Annotated in this window: 15 protein-coding genes; 7 read left to right on the top strand and 8 right to left on the bottom strand. The window is 70.1% G+C overall.

The genetic code is table 11. The annotated features are described in order from the left end of the window. Positions 1-401: 401 nt before the first annotated feature. From AB0M27_RS23490 to AB0M27_RS23480, 3 genes are read left to right on the top strand one after another with little or no spacing between them, the layout of a single operon-like run. Positions 402-641: a DUF6400 family protein gene (locus AB0M27_RS23490; protein WP_365723828.1), complete on the top strand. Its 240-nt coding sequence runs from the start codon at positions 402-404 to the stop codon at positions 639-641. Next, complete coding sequence (locus tag AB0M27_RS23485) at positions 628-861, top strand: hypothetical protein (protein ID WP_365723827.1); 234 nt, start codon at positions 628-630, stop codon at positions 859-861. The genes AB0M27_RS23490 and AB0M27_RS23485 overlap by 14 nt, the downstream gene beginning before the upstream one ends. Positions 862-921: 60 nt before the next feature. Beyond that, a complete protein-coding gene (locus AB0M27_RS23480; protein WP_365723826.1) occupies positions 922-1,395 on the top strand; it encodes a hypothetical protein in 474 nt (157 codons plus the stop codon). A 178-nt stretch (positions 1,396-1,573) separates the two neighbouring features. Here the strand turns inward: AB0M27_RS23480 and AB0M27_RS23475 are convergent, their stop codons facing one another. From AB0M27_RS23475 to AB0M27_RS23465, 3 genes are all read right to left on the bottom strand, one after another. Continuing rightward, a complete protein-coding gene (locus AB0M27_RS23475) occupies positions 1,574-3,397 on the bottom strand; it encodes a 5'-nucleotidase C-terminal domain-containing protein (protein ID WP_365723825.1) in 1,824 nt (607 codons plus the stop codon). 273 nt (positions 3,398-3,670) lie between these two features. Next, positions 3,671-3,883 (bottom strand): hypothetical protein, encoded by a 213-nt coding sequence (locus AB0M27_RS23470; protein ID WP_365723824.1) that lies wholly within the window; start codon positions 3,881-3,883, stop codon positions 3,671-3,673. Positions 3,884-4,134: 251 nt separating this feature from the next. Beyond that, positions 4,135-5,418, bottom strand: coding sequence for an adenylosuccinate synthase (locus AB0M27_RS23465; RefSeq protein WP_365723823.1), 1,284 nt, complete (start codon positions 5,416-5,418; stop codon positions 4,135-4,137). Between the two features lie 196 nt (positions 5,419-5,614). Between AB0M27_RS23465 and AB0M27_RS23460 the strand changes: the two genes are divergently transcribed. After that, on the top strand, positions 5,615-6,454 hold the full coding sequence (locus AB0M27_RS23460) for a diacylglycerol kinase (RefSeq protein WP_365723822.1): 840 nt from the start codon (positions 5,615-5,617) through the stop codon (positions 6,452-6,454). Here the strand turns inward: AB0M27_RS23460 and AB0M27_RS23455 are convergent. Further along, positions 6,446-7,042, bottom strand: a complete 597-nt coding sequence (locus AB0M27_RS23455) for a Uma2 family endonuclease (protein WP_365723821.1) — start codon at positions 7,040-7,042, stop codon at positions 6,446-6,448. The genes AB0M27_RS23460 and AB0M27_RS23455 overlap by 9 nt on opposite strands. Before the next feature lie 210 nt (positions 7,043-7,252). On the opposite strand from AB0M27_RS23455, the gene AB0M27_RS23450 reads away from it, so the two are divergent. After that, positions 7,253-8,764, top strand: coding sequence for an APC family permease (locus tag AB0M27_RS23450; RefSeq protein WP_365723820.1), 1,512 nt, complete (start codon positions 7,253-7,255; stop codon positions 8,762-8,764). A 23-nt stretch (positions 8,765-8,787) separates the two neighbouring features. Here the strand turns inward: AB0M27_RS23450 and AB0M27_RS23445 are convergent, their stop codons facing one another. Next, on the bottom strand, positions 8,788-9,288 hold the full coding sequence (locus AB0M27_RS23445) for a MarR family transcriptional regulator (protein WP_365723819.1): 501 nt from the start codon (positions 9,286-9,288) through the stop codon (positions 8,788-8,790). 75 nt (positions 9,289-9,363) lie between these two features. Between AB0M27_RS23445 and AB0M27_RS23440 the strand changes: the two genes are divergently transcribed. Both AB0M27_RS23440 and AB0M27_RS23435 read left to right on the top strand, forming a co-directional pair. After that, positions 9,364-10,266 carry an ABC transporter ATP-binding protein gene (locus AB0M27_RS23440; RefSeq protein ID WP_365723818.1) on the top strand — a complete coding sequence of 301 codons (903 nt, stop codon included), beginning with the start codon at positions 9,364-9,366 and terminating at the stop codon, positions 10,264-10,266. Continuing rightward, positions 10,263-11,834, top strand: a complete 1,572-nt coding sequence (locus AB0M27_RS23435) for an ABC transporter permease (protein WP_365723817.1) — start codon at positions 10,263-10,265, stop codon at positions 11,832-11,834. Before AB0M27_RS23440 ends, AB0M27_RS23435 begins: the two co-directional genes overlap by 4 nt. 52 nt (positions 11,835-11,886) lie before the next feature. Here AB0M27_RS23435 and AB0M27_RS23430 read toward each other — a convergent pair whose 3' ends face one another. The 3 genes from AB0M27_RS23430 to AB0M27_RS23420 form a co-directional block, all read right to left on the bottom strand. Continuing rightward, positions 11,887-13,113 carry a cytochrome P450 gene (locus AB0M27_RS23430; RefSeq protein ID WP_365723816.1) on the bottom strand — a complete coding sequence of 409 codons (1,227 nt, stop codon included), beginning with the start codon at positions 13,111-13,113 and terminating at the stop codon, positions 11,887-11,889. 111 nt (positions 13,114-13,224) lie between these two features. After that, positions 13,225-13,890 (bottom strand): response regulator transcription factor, encoded by a 666-nt coding sequence (locus tag AB0M27_RS23425; RefSeq protein WP_365723815.1) that lies wholly within the window; start codon positions 13,888-13,890, stop codon positions 13,225-13,227. After that, positions 13,887-15,227: a histidine kinase gene (locus tag AB0M27_RS23420; protein WP_365723814.1), complete on the bottom strand. Its 1,341-nt coding sequence runs from the start codon at positions 15,225-15,227 to the stop codon at positions 13,887-13,889. The genes AB0M27_RS23425 and AB0M27_RS23420 overlap by 4 nt, the downstream gene beginning before the upstream one ends. Positions 15,228-15,292: the final 65 nt, after the last annotated feature.

Below are 15,292 nucleotides of genomic sequence, written 5' to 3'. Positions count from 1 at the left end.
GGCCCGGCATGCAGGCGAGACGCGACCGCGCCCCACCACCCGGGCGGAAGCCGCTCAGCCCACCCGGCGTGCAGGCGAAGTGTGAGCACGCCCCACCCACCGGGCGACCGCCCCAAGCCGGCCCGGCATGCAGGCCGGACACGACCGCACCCTCCGCAGCGCAGGATGCGAACGCAGCCGACCCCAGGGCCCGACCCCGTCGAGTCGCCCACTTCTCCCCGGCCGCCCGCCCGCTTCGCCCCCGTGCTGGAGCGAGGTGGGTCAAGGGTGGCCCGGAGGGCCATCGCCGGAGGCGCCGAGGAGCGGGCGGCCCCACGGCAACTGAACAGGCTGCGTTCAGCTGGTGTGATTTCACCCACCTATTCTTGCCGTGGGGGAAATGCCTACCTACGTTCGGTGGCATGTCCCCCCACGACCCCACCTTCGACTTCAACGTCGACCTCAGCTCGCACGAGATGCTCCGGCGCACCCACGTCATGGCCTCCCTCGGCCCCGGCTGGGACCCCGCGGCGGCGCTGCGCGGTGAGGAGGAGGCGCGTGCGCTGCTGTACTCCGGTCTGGACGCCGAGCAGCAGCGCATCTACGAGGAGCTGGTGGCGGCCGGCGTGCTCCCCCCAGGGCCTGGCGATGCTGCCGCTTGATCCGCAGGCCGACATAGGGCGGCGCGCCTGGGTGGCGTGCCCGAACTGTGACGACCGGGCCGGGTGCGAGACATGCCGGCAGGGGGGCAGCAGCACCTGCACCGCGCACTGGCGCTATCTGCTCTCCAACACCGGCAGCCTGCTGAACCTGCAGTGCCCCTCCTGCCACCACGCCTGGACGCACGAGACGCACTTCGGCGCCACGCGCTCGTCCGAATGACGAATCACGCTCACGGATCTCGCTGACGGACGTCCGAGCGCGTGGGGATGGAACAGCCGCATGGACGCCGCAGCACTCCAGCACATCCTGGACGAGGTATTCGACCAGGCCCTCGTGCACCACGGATACACCGGCTACCTGCGTGACTACGAGGTCATCGTCCACGCGACCGCGGATCCCCGTACCGGCGTCGAGCCCGCCTACCTGCGGTATCTCTTCAGGCACTGCGTCGAGGCCGGGTGCGAGTCGTCGGTGTTGCCCGAGACCTGGCGGATCTCCCTGGACGACCGTCTCATCGGCCATGAACCCGATGCCGGCCTCGACGGATACGTCTGGGGCGTCAGATGGCATGCCCTGTATCCGGGGGCCAAGGTTCTGCCCGAGTCGGAGGCGGCCCGTCGGTGGGCGCGAGCCGTCGGGGTCGACTTTCATGAGGTGCGCATCGAGACCAGCGCACAGCGGCTCACCCTGCTCTTCTCGGACCTGCAGGTGAGCGAGGTCCCGACCGGGTACGCCCCCTTCACCACCGGGTGATCATCCGCAGCAGGAGCACGGCACCGGCCGGGGAGGGGCAGTCCTCGCCCCTCCCCGGCCGGGCTCTGCGAACAGGCCGAGGCGGTCGCTCACCGCGCGGATCTCCGCGATCTCGCCGCCGACTGCCGGCGCAGGCCTTCGAAGGCCGCCCCTGGCTCGTCCGCCTCGCCGTGGATGGTCAGAAGACCGGCGTACCGGCCTGCGTCAGCTTCCAGTTGGTGACGGCGAAGTCGGCGGGGTCGAGGCTCTTCTTCGCGGTCACGTAGTCGATCATCAGCTGACGGATCTCGTTCGTCGAGCCGTAGGCGATGGGGGCGGAAGCGATGTGGGGGTAGCCCGAGCCGCCGTTGGCGCGGTAGTTGTTCACCGCCACGACGAACACCTGGTCGTCGGCCACCGGCGCGCCGTTGTAGGTCAGGTTCTTGATCCTCGACCCCTCCGGCTGCGCGATGTCGATCTCGTAGTCGACGCCCGCCGCCGTGTCGTACATGTAGTCCCAGAAGTTGTTGGCGTTGGTCAGCGTCGCGGTGTCGACCTTCGTGCCGGCCGGGACCTGGTGGTAGTACTTCGCCGCGTACTCCAGGTAGTCCTTGAGCTGGGCGCCCGTCAGCTTCTTGCCGTACAGGGTGTTGTCGTAGATGTAGAGGCCGGCGATGTCCTTGATGGTGACGTTGCCCTGGGGAATGTCGGCCGTGCGGGAGAAGGGGGCCGCGACCGAGATCAGCGGGAGGGCGGCGTCCGCCGTCGACAGGCCCGTCTTCACCGTGTCCATCTGGACCTTGTGGATGAAGTCCATGATCGGCACGTCCTTCCAGCAGGACTCCGCCGCCGAGAGGTCCTGTGTGCAGGTGCCGACCGCCGTGTTGACGTACTTGACCACCAGCTCGTGGTCGGCCTCCAGGAGCTTCTTGATCTCCGGGTCCTCGTCCACGGTGTTGGGGTTGAGGGTCTGCGCCTTCTTGCTCGTCACCTTCCACTGGCCGTGGTGGAGTTCGAGCTCGAAGTCGAAGACGCTGAGGCGGTAGCCCCAGCAGTACGGCTCCGAGAGGAGCACTTCCTCGCCGGTCTCCGCGTTCTTCACCGTGTACGACGGGACCTCCACGTGCGTGTGGCCCACCAGGATCGCGTCGATGCCCGGCACCTGCTCGGCCACCAGGTTCGACGCGTTCTCGACGTACGGGAGTTCATCGCCGTACGACGAGGAGCCGTCGAGCCCCGAGTGGTCCGTCAGGAAGACGACGTCGCAGCCCAGCGCGCGCAGCCTCGGCACGTACTTCTTCGCCTGCTCCACCAGGCCCGGGAACACCATCTTCCCGCTGACGTTGTCCTTGTCCCACAGCGCGATACCGGGGTTGGTCAGGCCGAGGATGCCGACCTTGATGTCCGGGGCGCCCGGCACGCAGATGCGCTTCACGGTGTACGGGGCGAACGCCGGGCGCAGGGTCTTCGCGTCCAGGGCGTTGGCGCCGAGCAGCGGGAAGCGGCACTGGCTCTCGAACTTGCGCAGCACCTCGATGCCGTAGTTGAACTCGTGGTTGCCGAGGGCGGCGGCGTCGTAGCGCATGTGGTTCATGGCCACGGCCATCGGGTGCTTGGGGCCCCTCTTGCCGTCGGTGCCCGTGATCGGGTCGACGCGCGCGAAGTAGTAGGCCAGGGAGGTGCCCTGGATGATGTCGCCTGCGTCGACGAGGAGGACGTGGTCCTCGCCCTTCGCCTCGCGCTGCTGCTTGATGAGGGTGGCCACGCGCGCCACGCCCACGGAGTTGCCCGCCTTGTCGGTGTAGGCGGCGTCCTTGTAGTAGTCCCAGTCGAAGACGTGGCTGTGCAGGTCGGTCGTGCCGAGGATGGAGAACGACCAGGTGCGCGGCGCCTTTCCGGGACGGTCACCGGCCTCGGCCGCCTGCGCGGTGCCGGTGCCGACGGTCCCGGCGGCGGCCACCGCCGCCCCGGTGACGGCCGACTTCTTCACGAACTCCCGGCGGTTCATGGGACTGAGGGGCATTCGAGGCTCCTGGAGAGGGCTGGAGTGAGGAGATTCTGTGCGAGAGACGTGCGGGGACTACCCGCGTAGATGCTTGCCTCACTCCGGTTCCGCTGAGAACCACGAACAACCCAAAGGCCGGTCAAGGAAGTTCATGTCCATGACCGACCTGGGGCTGTTCATCGAGTCTTAACCGCCGTACCACCAGAGCTGGTTGCCGTTGTCGGACGCCCGGCAGCTCCACTGGTGGACCGCCGCGCCGTTGTCCTGGGACCACGCCTCGAATCGCCGGGTTCAGATACGGCCGATGAGCCTGATCCGCGGCGGCCACAGCACCCCGCTCGCCATCAGCAGGGAGGGGCCGAGATGCACCGGGCAGACGTGGAGCGGGGGCCGGTGATACCGGGCGACCTCGAAGATCGCGGGGTCGGAGCAGTCCGTGCCCTCGGCGTCGTCGCCCTCGCCGCCGTACGGTCCCCGGCACCGTGCATTCCGGTGGACGCTCATACCCCCATTGCACCGCGCACGCCGAACGAGCGCCCGCCGATCACAACGTTGTCCATGCCGTCCCTGACGAAGGTGTTGGAGTAGGTCACGCTCTGCAGGAACGTTCGCGGTCCCCACGAGAATCGGGGAATCCCATCGGCGTCCGCCCGCGGTCCCCTGGCGGCCTTGCTCCGGCTCGGCCGACGGAAAACGCCCCCGCCGGCGGAAGCCGGACGGGGGCGCAGCCGAACGGGGCCGGACGGCCCAAGGGCTCAGAGGAACGAGTTGATCTCGATCGTCTCGTCCCGGCCCGGGCCCACGCCGATCGCGGAGATCGGGGCGCCGGACATCTCCTCCAGCGCCTTGACGTAGTTCTGGGCGTTCTTCGGCAGGTCGGAGAAGGACTTCGCCTTGGTGATGTCCTCGGACCAGCCGGGCAGGGTCTCGTAGACCGGCTTCGCGTGGTGGAAGTCGGTCTGGGAGTACGGCAGTTCCTCGACGCGCTTGCCGTCGATCTCGTACGCCACGCAGACCGGGATCTGCTCCCAGCCGGTGAGGACGTCCAGCTTGGTGAGGAAGAAGTCGGTCAGGCCGTTGACGCGGGTGGCGTACCGGGCGATGACGGCGTCGAACCAGCCGCAGCGCCGGTCACGGCCCGTCGTCACGCCCCGCTCGCCGCCGATCCGGCGCAGCGCCTCGCCGTCCTCGTCGAACAGCTCGGTCGGGAAGGGACCGGCGCCGACGCGGGTCGTGTAGGCCTTGAGGATGCCGATGACCCGGCTGATCTTCGTGGGGCCCACGCCGGCGCCGGTGCAGGCGCCGCCGGCGGTCGGGTTCGAGGAGGTCACGAAGGGGTACGTGCCGTGGTCGATGTCCAGCAGCGTGCCCTGGCCGCCCTCGAAGAGCACGACCTTGTCCTGCTCCAGCGCCTGGTTGAGGACGAGCACCGTGTCGGCGACGTACGGCTTGATCTGCTCGGCGTAGCCCAGCAGCTCCTCGACGACCTGGCTCACGGCGATCGCGCGCCGGTTGTACAGCTTGGTGAGGATCTGGTTCTTGACGTCGAGGGCCGCCTCGACCTTCTGGGTGAGGATCGACTCGTCGTACAGGTCCTGGACCCGGATGCCGACACGGTTGATCTTGTCGGCGTAGGTCGGGCCGATACCGCGCCCCGTCGTACCGATCTTCCGCTTTCCGAGGAAGCGCTCCGTCACCTTGTCGACGGTCACGTTGTACGGCGTGATGATGTGCGCGTTACCGCTGATCAGGAGCTTGGACGTGTCGACGCCACGCTCGTTCAGACCGCTCAGCTCGGAGAGCAGGACCGACGGATCGACGACGACGCCGTTGCCGATGACCGGAACACATGTGGGCGAGAGGATTCCGGAAGGGAGCAGGTGGAGTGCGTACTTCTGGTCGCCGACGACGACCGTGTGGCCGGCGTTGTTGCCGCCCTGGTACCGCACTACATAGTCCACCGAGCCACCGAGCAGGTCGGTCGCCTTTCCCTTGCCTTCGTCACCCCACTGAGCACCGAGCAGCACAAGTGCGGGCACGCGCGTACACCCCTTCCGGGCGGGGCATGTCCAAGGTCGGGGGCGTGGGCGTAAGGTTCACCGCCGCGTGCCACAGCGACCGCCGTTGGTCGCCAACCGTCGGACCGGATGCCCCGGAATAGACGAAGCCCCTGGCGCAATAGCGCAAGGGGCTCTTGCACAAAGATGCTACCCGAGGAAGCGAGGCAGGACCGAGGTGGCGACTTTCGCGACGTCCGAACAGCTGCTGGTGATCATCGATCCGGCGGCCCGGCAGACGGACGGGGAGTCCGTACGGATCGCGAAAGACGTGCTCAGCGCGGGTGCGGCGGCCAAGGTGTGCCTGCCGGACGGGCCGGAGGAATTCGCCCGCGCACTGGACCGGCGGGGTTCGAGGCGGCCGGTCGTGGTGGGCGACGGTCACGCTCTGATGCGGGCCGTGGCCCTGTTGCACCGGGCGCGCGAGCTGGCCGGATGCGCACTGTCGGTGGTCCCGGTGGGGGACACCGGCCTCGCCGAGTCGCTGGGCGTGCCCGGCGGCGCGGTGGCGGCGGCGCGGGCCGTGCTGGACGGGGCCGAGCGGCGCCTGGACCTGCTCGTCGACGACAGCGACGGGGTCGTGCTGAGCAGGCTGGGCATTCCGCCGGAGCCGGTGGTGCGGGCGGCGGCCGTGGAGCCGGTGCCGGTCGCTGCCGGGCGGGCCTGGTACCGCTCCCTGGTCCGCACCCTCGCCCCCCGCCCGCCCCGGCTCCCCGCCGTACCGGCACCGGGCACCTCGCGGTTCCGGGTCGAGGTCGACGGGGAGACGGTGGTCGACCTGGGCCAGCCCGTGGAGGCCGTGTCGGTGACGCCGGGCACGGGCGGGTTGGCACGGGTGGAGGTACGGCCGCTGTCGGTCGGGGCGGAGGCGACACCTCTGCGGACTTCCGGGCGGACCGTGACGGTCGTCGGCGCGGACTTCCGGTACCGGGCGGACGCGGCGGTGACGGGGCCGGTACGAAGGCGGACGTGGCGGGTGGTGGAGGGGGCTTGGGGGTTGGTGTTGCCTTCAGCGTGAGCCGGGGGCTTCGAACCCCGTGGTGTCGAGGGTGCAGTCGAAAGGGGCGGGGATGTGCAGCTTCTCGCCGAAGGGCCTCGTCTCACGCGACTCGTATCCCTTGGGCGAGGGGTCCCAGAAAGCCGTGGCCCGCTTCTCCTGCATGTCGAGGATGAGGTAGACGGGGATGCCGGCCCTTCCGTAGACGGTGACCTTGTCCGTCAAATCGTCGTCCCGGGTGGAGGAGGACGTCAGCTCGGCGACCAGGGAGAGGGCCTCGCCGTCGAGGCGGTTGCTGTCCGTCTCGAAGACCTGCTCAGGCGCGGCATGGATGTCAGGACCGTACGCACGCTCGTCGCCCGGAAAGACGTACAGGAACGGCCCCGTTCCAATGACGTGGCCCTCCGGAAGGTGCCTCTCCAACTGCGTGCACACGAGCCTCATCACGCGGGCGTAGTAACCCCTCGACCATGGCGACAAGACGATGCTCCCCCTGATGACCTCGGCCTTGAAACCGGGCATGTCCAACTCGTCGAGGGCGTCGAGAAGCTCCTCGAAGCCGATGGGCTCGCTGCCGCTTATCGTCGGTCGCTCTGTCATCAGCGTCATGATGCGCCCTCCCACGAACGCGGACCAGTCACCACGCAAAGTAGCCGAACGAACACGTCGGCAAGCCGGGATCCTGGAATCACCCACCTCAATGGTCTGGTGACACATATTTAACCGCCCCGACCCCTTCCCGTGCCCCTCTCCCGTACACCATCCTGCTCCATCAGGACCCACCAGAACCCAGGGACCCGACATGGAAGGGGCCACCCGATGGCAGTGGACGAGGGCATTGCCCCGGCGGCGGGCACGGCGGACGAGGAAACCGTTCATCGGCTGAAACCCAACGCCGTGGGGCTGCTCGGGGTGGTCTTCATGGCCGTCGCCACCGCCGCGCCGATCACCGCGATGACCGGCAACGTGCCCTTCATGGTGTCGTCCGGCAATGGGATCGGGGCGCCCGCGAGCTATCTCGTCGCAATGGTCGTCCTGGCAATCTTTTCCGTGGGTTTCACGTCCATGGCGAAGCACATCACGTCGACCGGGGCCTTCTACGGCTTCATCTCCTACGGCCTGGGACGCACCGCCGGCCTCGCCTCCGGACTGCTCGCGACCTTCGCGTACGTCGTCTTCGAACCGGCGCTGATCGGCATCTTCTCGACCTTCGCCACGACCACGCTGAAGGACCAGACGGGCCTGCACGTGCCCTGGTGGGCCTTCGCGGTCCTGATGCTCGCGATCAACGCGACCGGCACCTGGTTCGGGATCAGCGTCGCCGAGAAACTGCTGGTGGCGCTGCTGGCGACCGAGGTGACCGTGCTGGCGGCGATGGCGGTGTCGGTCGCCTTGCACGGCGGCGGCCCGCACGGGTTCACCCTCGCCCCGGTCAACCCGGTCAACGCCTTCAAGGGCACGTCCGCCGGGCTCGGGCTGTTCTTCGCCTTCTGGTCCTGGGTCGGCTTCGAGTCGACCGCGATGTACGGCGAGGAGTCGCGCGACCCGAAGAAGATCATCCCCAAGGCCACGATGATCAGCGTCCTGGGCGTCGGCGTCTTCTACGTCTTCGTCTCCTGGATGGCCATCACGGGCAACGGTGAGGCCGAGGCCGTAAGGGCCGCCTCCTCCGCCAACCCGCTCGCCCTGTTCTTCCACCCCACCGAGCGGTACGTCGGCCACTGGGCCGTCGACGTCATGCAGTGGCTGATGATCACCGGCTCGCTGGCCTGCGGCATGGCCTTCCACAACTGCGCCGCCCGCTATCTGTACGCCCTCGGCCGGGAGGGTGTGCTGCCCTCGCTGAAGAACACCGTCGGCCGCACCCACGCCCGGCACGGCTCCCCGCACATCGCGGGCCTGGTGCAGACGGTGGTGAGCGCCGTACTGATCGCCGCGTTCTGGATCGCGGGCAAGGACCCCTACAACGCGCTCTACGTGCTGCTGGCCATCCTCGGCACGATGGCCATCCTGGTCGTCCAGGCCGTGTGCTCCTTCGCGGTGCTCGTCTACTTCCGCACGCACCACCCGGAGAGCCGCCACTGGTTCCGGACCTTCACCGCCCCGCTCATCGGCGGCATCGCGATGCTCGGCGTGGTCGTCCTGCTGGTGTCCAACATGGGGGTCGCGGCGGGGGCGGAGTCCGGCTCACTGCTGCTGAAGGCGACGCCGTGGCTGGTGGCGCTGGTCGCGGCGACGGGGGTGGGCTACGCCCAGTACCTGAAGCGCCGGGCGCCCGAGCGGTATGCGCTGCTGGGGCGGACGGTGCTGGAGGAGACCAAGGAACGCTGAGAAGGCTGGAACGCCGAGGAGGCTCAGCGGCCGTACTTGCGCTCCCGGTACACCCGCCAGCGTTCCATCATCTCCGCCACGTCCCTCTCCACGAACTCGAAGAAGTCCAGCGTCTCGGCGAGTCGGCGTCCCGCGGGGGTGTCGGCCCCGAGGCTGGAGACGCCCTCCCGCAGGGCCTCCTCCCAGCGCTTGATGATCGCCTCGCGGTTGGTGAGCGCCTCGTACCACTGGTCGCTGTGCACCCGGTACCGCTCCCGGCGTGAGCCCGGCTCGCGTTCGCGGGAGACCAGGTGGACCTGGGCGAGATAGCGGACCGCGCCGGAGACCGCGGCGGGACTGATCCGCAGTTGCTCCCCCAGCTCGGCGGAGGTCAGGGTGCCGGTGTCGGAGGCGAGCAGCGCGGCGAAGACCCGGGCCGGCATGCGCGGCACGCCAGCCTCGACCAGCTGTGCCGCGAAGTGCTCCACGAACCGCGAGACCGACTCCGGGTCCCGCTCCGGCGTTGCTGTCCTCGACTCCGTCATGTCCCTCACCCTATCCGAGGGTTTATGAACTTCCTTAACTTCACAAATTTCTGAAAGAAGCGTACGTTCGGAACCATGACGAAGGCAATCACGGTCTCCGGACTCCACAAGTCCTTCGGCCGTACCCACGCGCTGGACGGCCTCGACCTGGACGTCGAGGCCGGTGAGGTGCACGGCTTCCTCGGCCCGAACGGCGCCGGCAAGTCGACCACGATCCGGGTGCTGCTCGGGCTGCTGCGCGCCGACGCGGGCGCCGCGCGGGTGCTGGGCCACGACCCGTGGCGGGACGCGGTGGAGGTGCACCGCAGGATCGCCTACGTGCCCGGCGACGTGACCCTGTGGCGCAACCTCTCCGGCGGCGAGGTCATCGACCTCTACGGCCGCCTGCGCGGAGGTGTCGACACCCGGCGCCGCGCCGAGCTGATCGACCGCTTCGAGCTGGACCCGACCAAGAAGGGCCGCACCTACTCCAAGGGCAACCGGCAGAAAGTCGCCCTAGTCGCCGCCTTCGCCTCGGACGTGGAACTGCTGATCCTGGACGAGCCGACCTCGGGCCTGGACCCGCTGATGGAGGAGGTCTTCCAGCGCTGTGTGGAGGAGGAGCGGGAGCGCGGCCGTACGGTCCTGCTCTCCTCGCACATCCTGAGCGAGGTCGAGGAACTCTGCGACCGGGTCAGCATCATCCGCAAGGGCCGGACGGTGGAGAGCGGGTCGCTCGCCGACCTGCGGCATCTGACCCGCACCAGCGTGAGCGCCGAACTCGCCGGGCCGCCCAACGGACTGGCCCACCTGCCGGGCGTGCACGACCTCGACGTGCAGGGCCACCGGGTCCGGCTCCAGGTGGACACCGACCGACTCGACGCCGTACTGCGCTCGTTGACCGCCTCCGGGGTGCGCTCGCTGACCTCGACGCCGCCGACGCTGGAGGAGCTGTTCCTGCGGCACTACCAGGACGAGCCGGACGAGGTGGCGGTATGACGCGCCAACTGGCCGGCACGGGAACCCTGCTGCGGTTCTCCCTGCGCCGCGACCGCGTGCTGATCCCGGTCTGGGTCGCGGTGAACGCGCTGATGGTCCTCTCCATGCCGAGGACGCTGAAGGGCCTGTACGACACCCCGGCCGCCCGCGCCGACCTGATGCACCAGATGGCGACCAACACCTCCCTGCGCGCCATGGTCGGCCCCGTCTTCGACGACTCCATCGGTGCGCTGACGGCCTGGCGGGTCGGGGTGTACGCGGGCGCCCTCGCGGCCGTGATGAGCCTGCTCGTCGTCGTACGGCACACCCGGGACGAGGAGGAGAGCGGGCGGCAGGAGCTGGTGTCCTCCGGGATGGTGGGGCGCCGGGCCCCGCTCACGGCGGCCCTGCTGACAGCGGCCGTGGCGAACGCGGCCCTGTGCGTCCTGATCGTGGCGGGGCTGGCCGGACAGGGCGCCTCGGGTGCTCTGGCCTTCGGGCTCGGGGTGGCGGGCGTCGGCATGGTGTTCGCCACGACGGCGGCGATCGTCGCCCAGCTGACGGAGAGCGCCCGGCTGGCCCGGGGGCTGACGGCGGCCGTGCTGGGCGCGGCGTTCGTACTGCGCGCGGCGGGCGACTCGGCGACGGACGACGGATCCTCCCTGCTCACCTGGCTGTCCCCGCTGGGCTGGCTGGAGGACCTGCGTGCCTTCGCGGCCGAACGCTGGTGGGTGATGCCACTGTTCGTCGCCGCCGTAGCCCTCCATGCGGTGGTCGCCTACGCGTTGGCCGGGCGGCGGGACATCGGCATGAGCTTCCTGCCGACCCGGCCGGGACCGGCGGCCGGCCGCCTCGGCACGGCGGGTGCACTGGCCTGGCGCTTGCAGCGCGGCAGCGTGCTCGGCTGGTCGATCGGCTTCTTCCTCGCCGGGGTCGTCTACGGCGGGATGACGGACGGCGCGGCCAGGCTCGTCGGCGACAACGCCAAGGCGCGGGAGATCTTCCAGCGGATGGGCGGCCAGTCGGGTCTGACGGACGCGTTCCTCGCCGCCATGGTCGGCATGCTCGGTCTGGTCGCCGCGCTCTACGTCGTCTCCTCCGTGCTGCGGTTGAGCGGCGAGGAGACCTCCGGCCGGGCCGAGCCGGTGCTGGCCGCGGCCGTGGGCCGGCTGCGCTGGGCCGCCGGCCACCTGATCATCGCCTTCGGCGGCTCGGCCCTGCTGATGCTCCTGGCCGGCCTGGGCTTCGCCGTCGGCTACGGCCGGCAGACCGGCCCGGTGCTGGGGGCGTGCCTGCTCCAGGTCGCCGCGGTATGGGTCATCGGCGGCGTCGCCGTCCTTCTCTTCGGCGTCCTGCCGCGGGGCGCGGTCGCGGCGTGGGGGGTGGCCGGCGCGGTCCTGCTGATCGGCTGGATCGGCCCGGCGCTGAACGTGCCGCGGGTGGTGCTGGACCTGTCCCCGTTCGGCCATCTGCCCAAGCTGCCGGGTGGCGCGATGGCGTGGGGGCCGGTGGTGGTTCTGCTGGGTCTGGCCGTGGTGCTGGTGGCCGGCGGTCTTGCGGGGGTGCGGCGAAGGGATCTGGCCGGGTGAGGAGCTGCCCGGTGGAGGGGCTGATCGGCTGAGGGAACCGACCGGCTGAGCGTCAGCCGGTCACCTCGACGCTCAGCCCCTCCAATCCCCGGATGACGAAGTTCGGCTTGCGCTGCGGCTCCGCCGCCAGGGTCAGCGTGGGGGCCTGCTGGAGGAGGGCCGTCATGGAGGCGGCCAGCTCCATGCGGGCCAGCGGGGCGCCGATGCAGTAGTGGATGCCGGCGCTGAAGGAGATGTGCGGGTTGTCGGTGCGGGTCAGGTCCAGTCGGCCGGGGTCGGTGAAGACGGCTGGGTCGTGGTTGGCGGAGCCGAACAGCATGGCGATCTCCGAGCCCCTCGGGATCACCGTGCCGTCGATCTCGATGTCGTCCAGCACCCAGCGTTCGAAGAGCTGGAGCGGGGTGTCGTAGCGCATCAGCTCCTCGATCGCGGACGGGATCAGGCAGTGGTCGGCGCGCAGGGCGGCCAGCTGGCCGGGGTTGCGGAACAGCGCCCACCAGCCGTTCACCGTGGCGTTGACCGTGGCCTCGTGGCCGGCGTTGAGGAGCAGGACCGCCGTGGAGATCATCTCCTGCTCGGTCAGCCGGTCGTCGTCCTCGTCGTGGGCCGCGATCAGGCCGGAGACGAGGTCCTCGCCCGGCTCCTTGCGGCGGGCCGCGATCAGCTCCCGCAGGTACTCCGAGAACTCCACGGACGCCCGGACCGCCTTGGCGGCCGTCTCCTCGGAGGGGTTCAGCTCGTACATCCCGCAGATGGCCGCCGACCAGGGGCGCAGCTGCCCCCGGTCCGCCTCCGGGATGCCCAGCATCTCGGCGATCACCGCCACCGGCAACGGCTCGGCCACGTCGGTCAGCAGATCCCCGCCGCCGTTGTGGACGAGCGCCGCCACCAGGTCGCCCGCCAGGCGCTGCACATACGGCTTCAGCCGCTCCACCGTGCGCGGCGTGAACGCCTTCGACACCAGGCGCCGGATCCGGGTGTGGTCCGGCGGCTCCAGGTCGAGCATGCCGTGGTCGTTGAGGGTGTGGAACGGCTCGTGCTCCGGCGCGGGCGGTGTCCGCCCGAACTCCTCGTGCGAGAACCGGTGCTGATACGTCCGCCCCAGCCGGCGGTCCCGCAGCAGCGCCGAGACATCCGCGTGGTGCGGAACCAGCCACTGGTCGGTCGGCTCGTACCGGATCACCCGCCCGCGTGCGCGCAGCTCCGCGTAGGCCGGGTAGGGGTCGGCGAGGAACGCCGGATCCCAGGGATCGAAACCGAGCTCGTCAGGACCTGCCATGCGGGGACGCTAACCCGCCGGACAGAGGTCTGACCAGGGGTGCCCGCCCTCGACGTGCTCAGCAGGGGCGGTGTGCGGCAGCAGTTCCAGTCGCCTGTGTGCTTCCCGTTGTCAGCCCGGAGTGACCAGGCGCGCCTCGTAGGCGAACACCGCTGCCTGGGTGCGATCTCTGAGGCCCAGCTTGACCAGGATACGGCTCACATGGGTCTTGATCGTCGACTCCGCCACCATCAGGCGCTCGGCGATCTCCGCGTTGGACAGGCCCTGGGCGATCAGGATCAGGACCTCCGTCTCCCGTTCGGTGAGTTCGCCGTAGGCCGCCTGGGCCGAGGGGACCAGGCGCGGGGGGTCCGAGAGGCGGGAGAACTCCGTGAGCAGGCGTTTGGTGACCGAGGGGGCCAGCAGGGCCTCGCCCGCGGCCACCACCCGTACTCCGTCGGCCAGTTGGCGGGCCGAGGCGTCCTTCAGGAGGAAGCCGGAGGCTCCTGCGCGCAGCGCCTGGTACACATACTCGTCCAGGTCGAAGGTCGTCAGGACCAGCACCTTCGCCGCCGCGTCCGCCGCCACGATCTCCCGGGTGGCCTCGATGCCGTTCAGCTCCGGCATGCGGATGTCCATCAGCACGACGTCCGGGGCGAGTTCACGGACCCGGTCCACCGCCTCCCTTCCATTGACGGCCTCGCCGACGACCTCGATGTCCGGCATCGCGTTCAGCAGGACGGAGAAGCCCTCGCGGACCATCATCTGGTCGTCCGCGATCAGCACGCGGATGGTCATGCGTCCCCTTCGCTCGCGGTGGCCGCCGGCACCGGCAGGAACACCGTCACCTCGTAGCCCCCGTCCTCCGTCGGGCCCGCCGTCATCTCGCCGTTCAGCATCGACACACGCTCCCGCATGCCCGTGATGCCGTGCCCCGCGCCCGGAGAGGGCTTGGTCAGGTGCGGCGCGGGCGGCGGGGTGTTGACTATGCGCAGGCCCAGACCGCCGAGGACATAGCCGATCTCCACCCGGGCGCCCGCTCCCGGTGCGTGCCGGAGGGTGTTGCTGAGGGCCTCCTGCACTATTCGGTACGCCGACAGCTCCACGCCCTGCGGCAGTTCCCGCACCGCGCCGGTCACCGCCTTCTCCACCGTCAGGCCGGCCTCCCGCACATTGGCGAGCAGCCCGTCGAGGTCGGCCAGGGTCGGCTGGGGGGCGTCCGGCGCCTCGTAGTCCTCCGCGCGTACGACCCCAAGGACCCGGCGCAGCTCGGTCAGGGCCGCCACCGCGTTCTCCCGGATGGTGGCGAACGCCTTCTCCAGCTCCTCCGGCGGGTTCTCCACCCGGTAGGGCGCGGCCTCCGCCTGGATGGCGACCACCGACATGTGGTGGGCGACCACGTCGTGCAGCTCACGGGCGATCGTCGTGCGCTCCTCCAGGAGGGTGCGGCGGGAGCGTTCGTGCTCGGTGACCGTCTGCTGGGCGGTCACCTCCCGCTGGGCCTGGCGGCGGATGTGCCGGACCGAGACCGCCAGCAGGATCAGGGCCGACGCGACCAGCATCGGGGGGACGTTGGAGTCGTAGCGGTGCCAGCCGAAGAGGCCTGCCATGACGAAGCCGTAGACCGCGGTCATCACCCACATCGAGGCCGCGGTGCTCGGGCGGGTGCGCAGCGCGACGACCGTGAGCACCACCAGGTGGGCCAGGAAACTGCCCGGCAGCCAGGGCCAGTCGCTCCACTCGCCCCGGCCGATCACGGCGGCGGCCGTGCTCGCGGCCAGCGACAACCAGAACGCCCCCACCGGACGCGCCAGCGTCAGCAGCACCGGCCCCAGCGCCAGCAGCCCGCACATCAGGGCGGCCGGCCCGGGATCGAAGGAGCTCGCCATGGCGAGGGACATCGCCATCACGCCCAGCGCGGCGACCACCGCGTGCGGCAGCCAGCCCGCGCCGGACAGCCTGCGGGTGAGCGCGCCCTCGGCGCTCCGGCGGGGCAGCGGGTCGTAGGCGAAGGCGTCCTGGAACAGGTCCTGCCGCAGCCCTCGCAAAGCGTCCGCGGCCAGCCGGAACTCGGGGCTGCGCGGCCGGCCGGCCGGGCCCGGCGGTGTTGTCTGCGTGTGCGTCGTCTGGGTCACGTACGAAACGGTAGGCGGGCGGCGGGGCGCGGTCGTCACCTTGGAGAGGGGTTCTCGGCCGTCCC

Origin of the sequence: Streptomyces sp. NPDC052107 (genome assembly GCF_040680215.1) — a bacterium.
Taxonomy (GTDB): domain Bacteria; phylum Actinomycetota; class Actinomycetes; order Streptomycetales; family Streptomycetaceae; genus Streptomyces.
Note: the sequence above shows the minus strand (reverse complement) of the source record. Positions and strands in the feature narration are given on the sequence as shown.

Excerpts from the sequence above, each read along its gene's own strand:
- AB0M27_RS23490 (WP_365723828.1), top strand. The coding sequence starts at position 402 with ATGTCCCCCCACGACCCCACCTTCGACTTCAACGTCGACCTCAGCTCG.
- AB0M27_RS23485 (WP_365723827.1), top strand. The coding sequence starts at position 628 with ATGCTGCCGCTTGATCCGCAGGCCGACATAGGGCGGCGCGCCTGGGTG.
- AB0M27_RS23480 (WP_365723826.1), top strand. The coding sequence starts at position 922 with ATGGACGCCGCAGCACTCCAGCACATCCTGGACGAGGTATTCGACCAG.
- AB0M27_RS23475 (WP_365723825.1), bottom strand. The coding sequence starts at position 3,397 with ATGCCCCTCAGTCCCATGAACCGCCGGGAGTTCGTGAAGAAGTCGGCC.
- AB0M27_RS23470 (WP_365723824.1), bottom strand. The coding sequence starts at position 3,883 with ATGAGCGTCCACCGGAATGCACGGTGCCGGGGACCGTACGGCGGCGAG.
- AB0M27_RS23455 (WP_365723821.1), bottom strand. The coding sequence starts at position 7,042 with ATGACGCTGATGACAGAGCGACCGACGATAAGCGGCAGCGAGCCCATC.
- AB0M27_RS23450 (WP_365723820.1), top strand. The coding sequence starts at position 7,253 with ATGGCAGTGGACGAGGGCATTGCCCCGGCGGCGGGCACGGCGGACGAG.
- AB0M27_RS23445 (WP_365723819.1), bottom strand. The coding sequence starts at position 9,288 with ATGACGGAGTCGAGGACAGCAACGCCGGAGCGGGACCCGGAGTCGGTC.
- AB0M27_RS23440 (WP_365723818.1), top strand. The coding sequence starts at position 9,364 with ATGACGAAGGCAATCACGGTCTCCGGACTCCACAAGTCCTTCGGCCGT.
- AB0M27_RS23435 (WP_365723817.1), top strand. The coding sequence starts at position 10,263 with ATGACGCGCCAACTGGCCGGCACGGGAACCCTGCTGCGGTTCTCCCTG.
- AB0M27_RS23430 (WP_365723816.1), bottom strand. The coding sequence starts at position 13,113 with ATGGCAGGTCCTGACGAGCTCGGTTTCGATCCCTGGGATCCGGCGTTC.
- AB0M27_RS23425 (WP_365723815.1), bottom strand. The coding sequence starts at position 13,890 with ATGACCATCCGCGTGCTGATCGCGGACGACCAGATGATGGTCCGCGAG.